Origin of the sequence: Martelella sp. UBA3392 (genome assembly GCF_002358775.1) — a bacterium.
GTDB lineage: Bacteria > Pseudomonadota > Alphaproteobacteria > Rhizobiales > Rhizobiaceae > Martelella > Martelella mediterranea.
This window is the reverse complement of the sequence record NZ_DEPM01000133.1, coordinates 1-12432: the sequence shown is the minus strand read 5'-3', so window position 1 is coordinate 12432 and position 12432 is coordinate 1. Positions and strand designations below refer to the sequence as shown.

Below are 12432 nucleotides of genomic sequence, written 5' to 3'. Positions count from 1 at the left end.
CCTGAGGCTCGGCGCGCGCGCGACATCGCGCGATATCGCCGCGCGTGTCGCCGATGGCGACCGCAAGCCCGATGCCATCATCTGCGCCGACGGCGTCTGGTCCGCCAGCCGCGGCCGGATAGAGGGAAGCGCGACAGCGCGGTTTTCCGGCAATATCGCCTGGCGTTTCGTGGTCTCGTCGGAAGACACGCCGGCCTTCCTGAACCGCGAGCACATAACCGCCTTCATGGGCCCGAGCGCCCATCTGGTGGCCTATCCGCTGCGCGATGTCAGCGGCTTCAACCTCGTGGCGATCGCCGCCGGCGCCAATCCGGGCGAGACCTGGGACGGCAATGCCGATCATAGCTGGCAGGTTGCGCGCGAAAAGCATTTCGGCGGCTGGAACGGCGCGCTCAAGCGGCTTTTCTCGAAGGTCTCACCCGCGGCCTGGCCGCTTTACGAGGTGGGCGACGGCCGCTGGCACAATGGCGCGGACACCATCATGATCGGCGACGCGCTGCATGCGATGATGCCGTTTTCGGCGCAGGGCGCGGCCATGGCGATCGAGGACGGCTTCGAGCTTGCCGCCTTTCTGGCCGAAATGCCCGCGCCGACAGCCTTTGCGGCCTTCGAGGCCCATCGTCGCCCGCGGCTGGAGCGCCTGAAGAAGCGCACCGGCCTGAACAGGTTCGCCTATCATGCGCGCGGCCCCTTCCGGCTCGGCCGCGACGCCGTGCTGGCCATGCGCTCGCCCGATTCCCTTGTCCGGGAGCTGGATTGGCTTTATGGCTATGAGGCCTACGGTCTTCAGCAGGCTTGAAGGGCTTGTGCGAATACCGAAACAGCCGGTTGCTCCCGCCGTCGTTCATCCAGGCTTCAGCTTCCGCGCGCCATAATCCATTTTGTGTTAGCATCGGCTTCAACACTTGATTTCGGGAGCAACCATGAGAGCAAGCGCCGTTTTGAAATCCGCCGGCATCGCATTGGCGGCAGCGTTGATGTCGGTCCAGGCGCATGCGGCGACCACCGCCTACGCCACGTCCAACGTCAATCTTCGCGCCGGCCCCTCGACATCCTACCCGACCGTCACCGTCGTTCCGGCGGGCGCCAGTCTCGTCAATAATGGATGCCTTGCCGACTATAGCTGGTGCGACGTGTCCTACGCCAATTATCGCGGCTGGCTCGCTGCCCGCTACATCCAGATCGTCTACCAGAACCAGCGCCAGACGCTGTCGCCGGCGATCGCCTTTACCGCCGGCGTCGCGATTACCGCCTTCTCCCAGTCATACTGGAACAACTACTATCGCGGTTATCCCTGGTACAATACGTGGGGCCGCTACCCGCCCTATTATCCGCCGCACCCCTATTATCCGCCGCCTGGCTGGCGCGCCCCGCCCGGCTGGGGTGGTCCGCCGCCCGGCTGGCGCGCGCCGCCCGGATATCGCCCGCCATGGGGCGGACCGCGTCCGGTTTATCGCCAACCGCCGCCGCCGCATTATCCGCCGGTCGGCCGTCCCGGCTATCGACCGCCGCCGCCCTATTATCATGGCGGTCCGCCGCCCGGTTATCATCGTCCGCCGACCGAATTCCACGGCGGTCATCGCGGGGGCCGGTGGTAAAAAAACAAGCCGGCGATCGCATCCAGTCGCCGGCTTTTCTGTATTGACCGGAGAATATGCGGTTGCCGCTACACGGCCCGCGCCGCCGCCAGCCCCTTTTCGAGATCGGCCATCAGGTCCTGAACATCCTCAAGGCCGATCTGCAGGCGGATGAGCGGGCCATCCAATGGAGCCTTGCTGATCGTGCGGTTGGAAAGGTTCACCGGCACCGCAAGCGATTCATAGCCGCCCCAGGAATAGCCGATGCCGAACAGGTCCAGCGCGTCGAGGAAGGCGTGCTGGCGACGACGGAAGGCCCCTTCTTCCGCGGCAAGCACGATCGAAAACAGTCCGGTCGCGCCCTTGAAATCACGCTTCCACAGATCGTGACCCGGAAATGACGGCAGGCCGGGATGCAGCACCCGCGAAACGCCCGGCTGGCCTTCCAGCCAGGCCGCGATTTCGAGCGCGCTCTTCTGGTGATGGGCGAGACGCACGCCCATGGTCCGCAGCCCGCGCAGGATCTGGTAGGCATCGTCCGGCGCCGCGCACATGCCGGTCCAGGTGTAATGTTCAAGAAGCTGCGGGAAGCAGCGCTCATTGGCCGAGGCCGTGCCCATCAGGATATCGGAATGGCCCGACGGGTATTTGGTCGCCGCGTTGAGCGACAGGTCGACGCCGAAATCGAGCGGCTTGAAATAAAGCGGCGTCGCCCAGGTATTGTCCATCGACACAATCGCGTCATGGGCGTGGGCGATGTCGGACAGGAGCCGGATATCCTGGATTTCGAACGTGTTCGAGCCGGGGGATTCGGTATGCAGCAGCCTGGTGTTAGGCCTGAACATGCCCTCGATATCCGCCCCGAGCGCCGGGTCGTAATATTCGACCTCCACCCCGAGCCCTGTCAGAACGTTATCGGCGAAACGACGGGCCGGATCATACACCGAATCGACGATCAGGATGTGGTCGCCGGGCCTGAGGAAGGCCAGCCAGGGCATGGTGATCGAGGCGAGTCCCGAGGGATAAAGCAGCGTGCCGGCGGCGTTTTCCAGCATGGTGAAGGCCGCGTTGGCCGCATCCGTGGTCGGCGTGCCATGGGTGCCATAGGTGTATTTCTGGTTCCCCTCCACCGTCGTCCTGGCATCGGGAAACAGCACCGTGGAGGCATGCACCACCGGCGGATTGACGAAGCCGTGAAAGGCGTGCGGGTCGTTCCCGCAATGGGCGAGCTTGCTATTGTCCCCCAGCTTAGAGGCGGCATCTGGTATTCTGGCCATGGCATCCAATCGCACGGTTGTGAAAAACGCACCGGTGTTTTGGAGTTTTGCGGAAGGTCGGTCAAGGCTGAACGATTTCGCGGTAGTTGATCGATAGTCAACAAAACAAACAAGACAACGGCCTGCCCTGTTTCCCAGCAACGTCACGCACAGTTTTTGGCTCCCTGCCCATTTATTAGACTAAAGTGTACCTTTTCCATGAAAACAGACCATTTTTGACAGCCGAGTATTGACCATCCGGAAAATAACGACTGTGATAAGTCCGCTCGCCCCGAGGGGTAGCGGGCAGTTGTCGTTACCGGCCTGAAGCTGAACTGGTCGCGGCGGCAACTCGAGATTTCAACGATAAACAAAGGTTGGGAAAATGAGAAAGACGATTCTGTCAGCCGCGATCGGCGCAGTAGTCTTGGGTCTTGGCGCCCAGGGCGCTGCGGCCGCGACACTTGACGACGTGAAGTCCAAAGGAACGTTGACCTGCGGCGTCAGCACAGGCCTGCAAGGCTTTTCCGCGCCCGACAATGAGGGGAACTGGTCCGGTCTGGACGTTGACTATTGCCGCGCTATCGCGGCCGCGATCTTCGGCGATCCCGACAAGGTGAATTTCGTTGCCCTGACGGCAACCGACCGTTTCCCGGCGCTGCAGTCGGGCGAAGTCGACGTGCTGAGCCGCAACACCACCTGGACGCTGTCGCGTGATACCTCGCTCGGCCTCGATTTCCGCACCGTCAACTACTATGACGGCCAGGGCTTCATGGTGCCGAAGGATCTCGGCGTTTCGTCGGCCAAGGAACTTTCCGGCGCTGCCGTGTGCGTTCAGTCCGGCACCACCACCGAGCTTAACCTTGCCGACTACTTCTCGTCCAACGGCATGGAGTACAACCCGGTCGTTTACGAACAGCTCGAAGACGTCAACAATGCCTTCAATCAGGGTCGTTGCGACGTTTACACCACCGACCAGTCGGGCCTTTATGCGATCCGTCTGACGCTCACCGATCCGGACAACTACATCATCCTGCCGGAAATCATCTCCAAGGAGCCGCTCGGCCCGGCCGTGCGCCAGGGCGACGACCAGTGGGGCGACATCGTGTCGTGGGTTCACTACGCGATGTTGAACGCCGAAGAATTCGGCATCACATCGGAAAATGTCGACGAGATGGCTGAAACCTCCGACAATCCGGGGATCAAGCGTCTGCTCGGCACGGAAACCGACAGCAAGCTCGGCGCCGACCTCGGCCTCGACGAAAAGTGGGCCTACAACGTCATCAAGCTCGTCGGCAATTACGGCGAGATCTTCGACAAGGACGTCGGCTCCGGTAGCCCGCTGAAGATCGACCGCGGCCTGAACGCGCTGTGGACCGATGGCGGCCTGCAGTACGGCCCGCCGATCCGCTAAGGCAGGTTATAATCTTATAAAATCAGGCGCATGGCGGAATTCCGCCATGCGCCGTATAAAATAAGAACCCTTTCGGGCAACAACCTTTCGGGCAAACCGGGGAACACATGGCTGACACGACAAGCAACGCTCCCTTGGGGGAGTCGCGGGCTGCCGCACTTCTATACAATCCCGCCGTCAGAGGTTTCGTCTACCAGTTGGTGACGGTTATTCTGGTGGTCGGATTTGTCTGGTGGGTCACAGACAACACCATCACCAACCTTCAAAACGCCGGCATCGCGTCAGGTTTCGGCTTTCTCGACAGCCGCGCCGGCTTCGATATCGCGCAGACGCCGGTCGCCTACAACAATGACATGACCTATGGCCGGGCGCTTGTCATCGGCATCATCAACACGGTCATCGTCTCGGTCGCGGGGATCGTGACAGCGACGATTATCGGCTTCATCGTCGGCATCGGTCGGCTTTCCTCGAACTGGCTCGTGGCCAGGCTCAGCGAAGTCTATGTCGAGATCTTCCGCAACATTCCGCCGCTGCTGGTCATCTTCTTCTTCTACACCGGCGTTCTGGCGCTGTTGCCCTCGGCGCGCGATTCGATCGCGCTGCCGCTCGATATCTATCTCAACAATCGCGGGCTCGCCTTCCCCACGCCGATCTTCGGTCCCGGCTCCTGGCTGATGGGTGCGGCGCTGGTGGCGGCGATCGTCGCCGTTGTCGCGCTTGCCGTGTGGTCCAAGCGCCGCCAGATGGCGACCGGCCAGCAATTCCCGACGATCAGGGTCAGCATCGCGATCCTTATCCTGCTGCCGCTCATCGCCTATTTCGTCTCCGGCATGCCGGTGACCTTCGACATTCCGGTCAAGGGCCGCTTCAATCTGGCCGGCGGCGCGGTGATCGGTCCGGAATTTATGTCGCTCTATCTGGCGCTGTCGCTCTATACCGCAGCCTTCATGGCGGAGATCATTCGCGGCGGCATTCTCGGCGTTGCCAAGGGCCAGACGGAAGCTGCCGGGGCGCTCGGCCTGCATCCGCGCAAGGTCACCCGTCTCGTCGTGGTGCCGCAGGCCATGCGGATCATCATTCCGCCGATGACCTCGGAATATCTGAGCCTGACCAAGAATTCCTCGCTCGCGGTCGCGATCGGCTATGCCGATATCGTCGCCGTCGGCAAGACCGTCCTCAACCAGACGGGTCAGGCCGTGGAGGTGGTGACGATCTGGATGATCATCTATCTCACGCTTTCGATCCTGACATCGATCTTCATGAACTGGTTCAACGCCAAGATGGCTCTGGTGGAGAGATAAGATGGCGCAAGATCTGGCTTATGTCCGAAAGGAAATGCAGGCCCAGCAGCCTGCGCCGAAGAAAGAGGGAACCGCCATTCAGTGGGTCAAGGCCAACATGTTTGCCACGCCCAAGGATTCAATTCTCTCGATCATCGCCATCGTCTTTCTCATCTGGGCGATCCCGCCCATGGTCGAATGGCTGCTGATCAACGCCGCCTGGACCGGCACGGACCGCGCGACCTGCGCGACCGTAGCCCAGGGCGGTATAAGGCCGGATGGCTGGAGCGGCGCGTGCTGGGCCTTCATCGGCAACAAGATGGATCAGATCCTGTTCGGGCGCTATCCCGACCCATGGCTCTGGCGCCCGATCCTCGTTGCCGTGGTCTTCACTGCCCTGCTGATCCCGATGCTGATGCCGAAGGTGCCGCACAAGGGATGGAACGCTCTGGCGCTGTTCATCATCCTGCCCATTATTGGATTCTTCATCATCTACGGCGGCGTTTTCGGCCTTCCGGTGGTCGACACATCGGACTGGGGCGGCCTGATGGTGACGTTGATCCTGTCCTACTTCGCGATCGCGGTCTCGCTGCCCTTCGGCATTCTGCTGGCGCTCGGGCGACGGTCGAAACTGCCGGTGGTGCGCACCCTCTCGATCATGTTCATCGAAGTGGTGCGCGGCGTTCCGCTGATTACCATCCTGTTCATGGCGAGCGTGATGCTGCCGCTGTTCCTGCCGGAAGGCATGACCATCAACAAGTTCCTGCGCGCGATCGTCGGCGTGTCGCTGTTCATCTCCGCCTATATGGCCGAGGTGATCCGTGGCGGCCTGCAGGCGATGCCGAAGGGACAGTTCGAGGGCGCGGCCTCGCTCGGCCTCGGCTACTGGCAGACCATGCGGCTGATCATCCTGCCGCAGGCGATCAAGCTGGTGATCCCGGCGATCGTCAACCAGTTCATCTCGATCTTCAAGGACACCTCCCTGGTCTCGATCATCGGCATGTTCGACCTGCTCGGCATCATCAAGTTCAACTTCACCGACTCAACCTGGGCCTCGCCCGTCACCCCGATCACCGGCCTGATCTTCGCCGGTCTCGTTTTCTGGGTCTTCTGCTTCGGCATGTCGCGCTATTCCAGCTTCATGGAACGCCATCTCGACACCGGACACAGAAGCTAGATTTTTGAGAGAACCGCAATGACAAATGTAGAGACTGTAGACACCTCCCACATGACCGTCTCGGATACCGAGGTCGCGGTCGACATGATCAACGTCAACAAGTGGTATGGCGACTTCCACGTTCTGCGCGACATCAACCTGAAGGTGATGAAGGGCGAGCGCATCGTCATCGCCGGCCCGTCCGGTTCGGGCAAATCCACGATGATCCGCTGCATCAACCGGCTGGAGGAACACCAGAAGGGCACGATCATCGTCGACAATATCGAGCTGACCGACGACCTGAAGAAGATCGACGAGATCCGCCGCGAAGTCGGCATGGTGTTCCAGCACTTCAACCTGTTCCCCCACCTCACCATTCTGGAAAACTGCACGCTGGCCCCGATCTGGGTGCGCAAGATGCCGAAGAAGCAGGCCGAGGAAATCGCGATGCATTACCTCGAGCGGGTGAAGATCCCGGAGCAGGCGGACAAGTATCCGGGCCAGCTTTCCGGCGGCCAGCAGCAGCGCGTGGCGATCGCCCGCTCTTTGTGCATGAGCCCGAAGATCATGCTGTTCGACGAGCCGACCTCGGCGCTCGACCCGGAAATGATCAAGGAAGTGCTCGACACCATGGTGGGCCTTGCCGAGGAAGGCATGACCATGCTGTGCGTGACCCACGAAATGGGCTTCGCCCGCCAGGTCGCCAACCGCGTGATCTTCATGGACCAGGGCCAGATCGTCGAACAGAACGCACCTGCCGAGTTCTTCGACAACCCCCAGCACGAACGTACCAAGCTGTTCCTCAGCCAGATTCTGCATTAGGCTGGAGTGGACGGCAGATTGTGAAGGCGGACCTTGGGGCCCGCCTTTTTGTTGTGCCCTCAACGAGGGCGACGCGTCTATCTCACGACGGGCGGATGGCCACCACCAGCGCGGTCATTGCCAGCGCGAAAACCGCGATTTTCCAGAAATCCATGCGCTTCTTCAGGCCCGGCAGCCCGAGCGGCTTGATGATTTGAACCGCCATGGCGGCGATCAGCAGCAGCGATATCAGCTTGGCCATGTCTCTCCTCATCCGCCCGGCGCAACGGGCTTTCGCCCCTCATACAGCGACAGGCCGCCGGCGTCACCCGCGACAGCCATAATTCGACAGTGCAATTTGCCGCGCAGGTGATAGAATCGCGCCGGAACAAGTGCGGTTATGTTGCGTTGCAACCATACCCGCCAAAATTGATTTCAGATTACCCAGGTTCATTGATGAAACGCAATTTACTTCCCGTTTTCGCGCTGCTTCTCGGCACATTGTTTCTCTTCCTCGGCAATGGCCTGCACGGCCTGCTGCTGCCGCTGCGCGGCGCGGCGGAGGGCTACAGCGACACGGCCCTCGGCTTCATCGGCACATCCTGGGCGAGCGGCTTCGTGCTCGGCTGTCTGTTCGCGCCGAAACTAATCATGCGGATCGGCCATGTGCGCGCGTTTTCGGGCTTCATCGCGATCATCTGCATGGTGGCGCTGATGACCGGCATCTTCATCGATGAATATGCCTGGATCGCGCTGAGAGCGGCCACTGGCTTTGCCATGGCCGGCACCCAGATGATCATCGAAAGCTGGCTCAACGAACGGGTCGACAATTCCAGCCGCGGCGTGGTCTTCACCTTCTATACCGGCATCACCCTGTTCGGCGTGGTTGGCGGCCAGCTCGTGGTCGGCTTCGGCAACACCAACACCGCGATCCTGTTCATGGTGGCCGGCATTTTCTACTGCGTCGCCATGCTGCCGACGACCATGTCGAACGCGGCCTCGCCGCGGCCGCTTCAGGCGGTCAGGATCGACGTCAAGCTGCTTTACCGCAATTCGCCGGTCGCCTGTCTCGGCGTGCTGTTGACCGGCATCGCCAATGGCGCATTCGGCACGTTGGTGGCCGTGTTCGCGACGCGCGCGGGCCTGCCGGATGCGGAAATCGCCTTTCTGGTCACCGGCGCGATCCTCGCTGGCGCGGTGGCGCAGGTGCCGTTCGGAAAGATTTCGGACATGACCGACAGGCGCTATGTGATCGCGGCACTTGCCGGCTGCGCGGCGCTTGCCGCCATGCTGATATTCCTGCTCAAGCCCGGCGCGGAGGTTCTGATCGGCCTCGTGGTGATCTACGGCGCGACCGCCAACGTGCTCTATCCGATCACCGCATCGCACGCCAACGACTTCGCCCGGCCGGAAGACTATGTGAAGATCTCAAGCGGCCTGTTGTTCCTGTTCGGGATCGGCACGATCATCGGGCCGACGGTGGGCGGCCCGGTCATGTCGGCATTCGGCCCCTATGCACTGTTCATCATCACCGCCACCGCGCACCTGTTGATCCTCGCCTATGCGCTGCTGCGCTCTCGCCTGCGCGCGCCCGTGCCGATGGCCGAGCGCGAGGCCTTCATGGCGATGCCGGATGCCGCCACGCCGGTCTCCACCCGCGAGGGGGTTGCGTTCAGAACGCCGCCCCGGGAGTATGAGGAGGAAAGCGCCGAACGCGCGCCAGCGAACGAGGAGGCCGAGAATGTGGAACGAGGATGAGTCCGCGCCGAAAAAGAGCGATTATGTGATCGGTTCCGATCTCGAGCAGCACTCCGTCGAGGCGCTGAAAGGCTTCGCAGACGCGCTTCGCGCAGAGATCGAGCGCATCGAGGCGGCGATCGCGCGCAAGGGAAGCGGCGGAAAGTTTCTTCAAGAAATAGCGCCTTCCCGCCGCGTAAACGCAATATTAACCTTTCCAGGATTTTATTGGGGACATCCGCAATGCGGTATCGGAACCTCTGTCTTGATTCCGATCATCACCCTCTGACTTCAGAGCCGCCCGTTAGCGGCTCTTTTTTTTGCCTTTTCCTGATTGGCAGTGGGTATTAACCTTTCATTAAGAAACGTCTTGCGGTTTTGCGCTACAGGTATATTTGTTTTCGGTAGTGTCCAAGTCCCGCTCGCATGAGCAGGCAGCGTAGCCAGAGTAAGTTGATGACCAGTTCCGGGGCCAAACCCATAGATTTTGCCGGCAGGGCCGCAAGCTCTCCGCAATTTTACGCGCTTTATGCCGAGGGCATGAAGCTCGTGGAGACGACGGCGGCTTATCTTGATGGTCCAGGCCGGGCCGCCGCGAAAATGCTGAGCCCGCTTGGCACCGCGCTCTATTCCACGGAATCGATCCGGCTGACGACCCGGCTGATGCAGCTCGCCTCCTGGCTGCTGCTGCAACGCTCGCTCAACACCGGCGAGATGACGCTGGACCAGGTGGTGCAGGAGCGCCGCAAGCTCCGGCTCGGCGATGGCGACGATCGCATCCCGCACGGCTGGAAGGAACTGCCCCCCGGCTTCCGCGACCTTGCCGCCCACACGGATCGGCTCGAAGCGCGCATCCGCAAGCTCGACGACAGCCTGATGAAGACTGCAGCCGCGCAAGCCCCGGAAATCCCCGAAAACCAGGTGATCGCCCAGATCGACCTGCTGCAGACCGCCTTCGCGCGCCGCTGATCGGCCGCATCTGGCCTGTCCGCATCGCATTCCCTGCGACAAAACAGCACAACAAAAAACCCGGCGCCAAGGCCGGGTTTTCAAAATCATTGCTCGGGCAGCAATCAGATGCCGAGACCGCCGAAGCGCTTGTTGAACTTCGAAACGCGGCCGCCGCGGTCGAGCAGCTGCTGCGAGCCGCCGGTCCATGCCGGGTGCGAGGTCGGGTCGATGTCGAGGTTCAGCACATCGCCTTCCTTGCCCCAGGTCGAGCGGGTTTCGTATTCCGTGCCGTCCGTCATGACGACCTTGATCATGTGATAGTCGGGATGAATATCAGCCTTCATAACTCTCGTTCCTGCAAGCTCGTTTAAGGTCTGGCGGCCATTGCGCCGGCCGGGCCTATTGAATAAACAAAGCCGTGAGACCTCAAAAAGGCCACGGCTGTCGACAAGGTTGCGGTCGCTATACAGGAACGTGAGGCGAATAACAAGAGCCGCCGAAAGCAATATCAGAGGCCGGCGGAAACGAGGAAAATCCATTGAGCCGAAATGAACCAACCGGGGGCGACAGGGCGCGGGCGCTGAGCCCGCTCGCCGGACTTTTTCCCTATATCCGCGCCTATCGCGGCCTTGTCGCGGGCGCGCTGACGTTCCTGTTGTCGGCATCCCTCGTCACGCTGGCGCTTCCGATCGCGGTGCGCCGCGTCATCGACCACGGCTTTTCCGATTCCGATGCCCAGTTGATCAACAACTACTTCATCGTTCTCGGCCTGATGGCGCTGGCGCTCGGGATTTCGAGCGCGCTTCGCTATTTCTTCGTGATGATTCTCGGCGAACGCGTCGTGACCGATCTGCGCCGCGATGTGTTCAACAATGTCGTGCGGCTCTCGCCCGCATTTTTCGACGTCAACCAGTCGGGCGAGATCGTGTCGCGGCTGACGGCCGATACGGTGCAGATCAAGTCCGCCTTCGGCGCAACCGCGTCGATTGCACTCAGAAACCTGATCATGGGGATCGGCGCGCTGGCAATGATGGTCTACACCTCGCCCCGGCTCTCGGTGATGGTGATCGTCGCGATCCCGATCGTGGTGCTGCCGCTGATCGCCGCCGGCCGCAATGTCCGCTCCCGCTCGCGCACCGCGCAGGACGAACTCGCCGACGCCACCGCCTTTGCCGGCGAGGCGATCGGCGCGACCCGGACGCTGCAGGCGTTTACCGCCGAGGCGATGGCCGGCCGGCGTTACGGTTCAGCGGTCGAACACGCCTTCTCGGCGGCTCGCTCGACGCTGAAGGCGCGGGCCGGGCTGACGGCGGTCGCCATCAGCCTGGTGTTCTGCTCGATCACCGCCATCCTGTGGTTCGGGGCGCAATCGGTGCTGGCCGGCACGATGACGGGCGGCACGCTCGGCCAGTTCCTGCTCTATTCGGTGCTCGCCGCCGGCGCGCTCGGCCAGCTTTCGGAAGTCTGGGGCGAGCTGTCGTTGGCCGCAGGCGCCGCCGAACGCCTGAGCGAACTCCTGCACGAGAAGCGCGAGATCGCGGCCCCCGAAAATCCCCTGCCCCTGCCGGAGCCCGCCGCCGGCGCGATCAATATCGAAAACGTCGCCTTCCGCTACCCCACCGGCGGCGCGAAGGCCGGCGCGCTTTCGGGCGTCTCGCTCAATGTTCAGCCGGGCGAGACCGTCGCCGTTGTCGGCCCTTCGGGTGCCGGCAAGAGCACGCTGTTTTCGCTGCTGCTGCGCTTCTACGATCCCGATTCCGGCCGCATCACCCTTGACGGTCTAGACCTGCGCGATGTCGACCCGCAAGCGCTGCGCGCACGGTTCGCGCTGGTGCCACAGGATGTCGCGATCTTCGCGGCGAGCATCCACGACAATATCGCGCTGGGTCGGCCGGACGCGAGCCGGGAGGAGGTGCGCGCCGCGGCGATCGCCGCCCAGGCGGACGGTTTCATCGCCAAGCTTGAAGATGGCTATGACACCATGGCCGGCGAGCGCGGCATCACCTTTTCCGGCGGCCAGCGCCAGCGCATCGCGATCGCCCGGGCGGTGCTGCGCGATGCGCCGGTGCTGCTGCTCGACGAGGCCACCTCGGCGCTTGACGCGGAAAGCGAAATCCTGGTGCAGCAGGCGCTCGGCACGCTGATGCAGGGCCGCACCACGCTGGTGATCGCCCACAGGCTCGCCACCGTGCTCTCCGCCGACCGGATCGTGGTCATGGATGAGGGCCGGATCGTTGAGGAAGGCCGGCACGAAACGCTG

Annotated in this window: 13 protein-coding genes; 10 read left to right on the top strand and 3 right to left on the bottom strand. The window is 62.2% G+C overall.

The annotated features are described in order from the left end of the window. Together B4E36_RS09855 and B4E36_RS09850 are read left to right on the top strand one after the other, a co-directional pair. Nucleotides 1-799, top strand: a 799-nt coding sequence (locus B4E36_RS09855) for an FAD-dependent monooxygenase (protein WP_345900298.1), incomplete at its 5' end; no start/stop codon positions are given. A 124-nt stretch (nt 800-923) separates the two neighbouring features. Continuing rightward, entirely contained in the window at nt 924-1598 is a 675-nt protein-coding gene (locus tag B4E36_RS09850) for an SH3 domain-containing protein (protein WP_292056055.1), read from the top strand. Between the two features lie 68 nt (nt 1599-1666). Here B4E36_RS09850 and B4E36_RS09845 read toward each other — a convergent pair whose 3' ends face one another. Then, nucleotides 1667-2854 carry a cystathionine beta-lyase gene (locus B4E36_RS09845; RefSeq protein WP_292056054.1) on the bottom strand — a complete coding sequence of 396 codons (1188 nt, stop codon included), beginning with the start codon at nt 2852-2854 and terminating at the stop codon, nt 1667-1669. A gap of 364 nt (nt 2855-3218) precedes the next feature. Here B4E36_RS09845 and B4E36_RS09840 point away from each other — a divergent pair, with 364 nt between their 5' ends. The 4 genes from B4E36_RS09840 (at nt 3219) to B4E36_RS09825 (ending at nt 7505) form a co-directional block, all read left to right on the top strand. Continuing rightward, entirely contained in the window at nt 3219-4247 is a 1029-nt protein-coding gene (locus tag B4E36_RS09840) for an amino acid ABC transporter substrate-binding protein (RefSeq protein WP_292056053.1), read from the top strand. A 107-nt stretch (nt 4248-4354) separates the two neighbouring features. Continuing rightward, on the top strand, nt 4355-5548 hold the full coding sequence (locus tag B4E36_RS09835; protein WP_292056051.1) for an amino acid ABC transporter permease: 1194 nt from the start codon (nt 4355-4357) through the stop codon (nt 5546-5548). 1 nt (nt 5549) lies between these two features. Next, nucleotides 5550-6704: an amino acid ABC transporter permease gene (locus B4E36_RS09830; protein ID WP_292056049.1), complete on the top strand. Its 1155-nt coding sequence runs from the start codon at nt 5550-5552 to the stop codon at nt 6702-6704. Nucleotides 6705-6722: 18 nt separating this feature from the next. After that, nucleotides 6723-7505, top strand: a complete 783-nt coding sequence (locus B4E36_RS09825; protein WP_292056047.1) for an amino acid ABC transporter ATP-binding protein — start codon at nt 6723-6725, stop codon at nt 7503-7505. An 82-nt stretch (nt 7506-7587) separates the two neighbouring features. On the opposite strand, the gene B4E36_RS09820 is transcribed toward B4E36_RS09825, so the two are convergent. Further along, nucleotides 7588-7746, bottom strand: a complete 159-nt coding sequence (locus tag B4E36_RS09820; RefSeq protein ID WP_174801781.1) for a hypothetical protein — start codon at nt 7744-7746, stop codon at nt 7588-7590. Nucleotides 7747-7940: 194 nt separating this feature from the next. Here B4E36_RS09820 and B4E36_RS09815 point away from each other — a divergent pair, with 194 nt between their 5' ends. The 3 genes from B4E36_RS09815 to B4E36_RS09805 all read left to right on the top strand — a co-directional run bounded on the left by B4E36_RS09815 (nt 7941) and on the right by B4E36_RS09805 (nt 10190). After that, nucleotides 7941-9242, top strand: coding sequence for an MFS transporter (locus B4E36_RS09815; protein WP_292056043.1), 1302 nt, complete (start codon nt 7941-7943; stop codon nt 9240-9242). Beyond that, nucleotides 9226-9510, top strand: a complete 285-nt coding sequence (locus B4E36_RS09810; protein WP_292056041.1) for a DUF1192 domain-containing protein — start codon at nt 9226-9228, stop codon at nt 9508-9510. Before B4E36_RS09815 ends, B4E36_RS09810 begins: the two co-directional genes overlap by 17 nt. Nucleotides 9511-9677: 167 nt before the next feature. Beyond that, nucleotides 9678-10190, top strand: a complete 513-nt coding sequence (locus tag B4E36_RS09805) for a DUF1465 family protein (protein ID WP_292056039.1) — start codon at nt 9678-9680, stop codon at nt 10188-10190. A 104-nt stretch (nt 10191-10294) separates the two neighbouring features. Here B4E36_RS09805 and rpmE read toward each other — a convergent pair whose 3' ends face one another. Continuing rightward, nucleotides 10295-10516: a 50S ribosomal protein L31 gene (rpmE, locus tag B4E36_RS09800; protein WP_018066325.1), complete on the bottom strand. Its 222-nt coding sequence runs from the start codon at nt 10514-10516 to the stop codon at nt 10295-10297. 194 nt (nt 10517-10710) lie between these two features. Between rpmE and B4E36_RS09795 the strand changes: the two genes are divergently transcribed. Then, nucleotides 10711-12432 (top strand): ABC transporter transmembrane domain-containing protein (locus B4E36_RS09795; RefSeq protein WP_345900297.1); only part of this gene is annotated, 1722 nt, incomplete at its 3' end.

Excerpts from the sequence above, each read along its gene's own strand:
- B4E36_RS09805 (WP_292056039.1), top strand. The coding sequence starts at position 9,678 with ATGACCAGTTCCGGGGCCAAACCCATAGATTTTGCCGGCAGGGCCGCA.
- B4E36_RS09850 (WP_292056055.1), top strand. The coding sequence starts at position 924 with ATGAGAGCAAGCGCCGTTTTGAAATCCGCCGGCATCGCATTGGCGGCA.
- B4E36_RS09825 (WP_292056047.1), top strand. The coding sequence starts at position 6,723 with ATGACAAATGTAGAGACTGTAGACACCTCCCACATGACCGTCTCGGAT.
- B4E36_RS09835 (WP_292056051.1), top strand. The coding sequence starts at position 4,355 with ATGGCTGACACGACAAGCAACGCTCCCTTGGGGGAGTCGCGGGCTGCC.
- B4E36_RS09830 (WP_292056049.1), top strand. The coding sequence starts at position 5,550 with ATGGCGCAAGATCTGGCTTATGTCCGAAAGGAAATGCAGGCCCAGCAG.
- B4E36_RS09845 (WP_292056054.1), bottom strand. The coding sequence starts at position 2,854 with ATGGCCAGAATACCAGATGCCGCCTCTAAGCTGGGGGACAATAGCAAG.
- rpmE (WP_018066325.1), bottom strand. The coding sequence starts at position 10,516 with ATGAAGGCTGATATTCATCCCGACTATCACATGATCAAGGTCGTCATG.
- B4E36_RS09820 (WP_174801781.1), bottom strand. The coding sequence starts at position 7,746 with ATGGCCAAGCTGATATCGCTGCTGCTGATCGCCGCCATGGCGGTTCAA.
- B4E36_RS09810 (WP_292056041.1), top strand. The coding sequence starts at position 9,226 with ATGTGGAACGAGGATGAGTCCGCGCCGAAAAAGAGCGATTATGTGATC.
- B4E36_RS09840 (WP_292056053.1), top strand. The coding sequence starts at position 3,219 with ATGAGAAAGACGATTCTGTCAGCCGCGATCGGCGCAGTAGTCTTGGGT.
- B4E36_RS09815 (WP_292056043.1), top strand. The coding sequence starts at position 7,941 with ATGAAACGCAATTTACTTCCCGTTTTCGCGCTGCTTCTCGGCACATTG.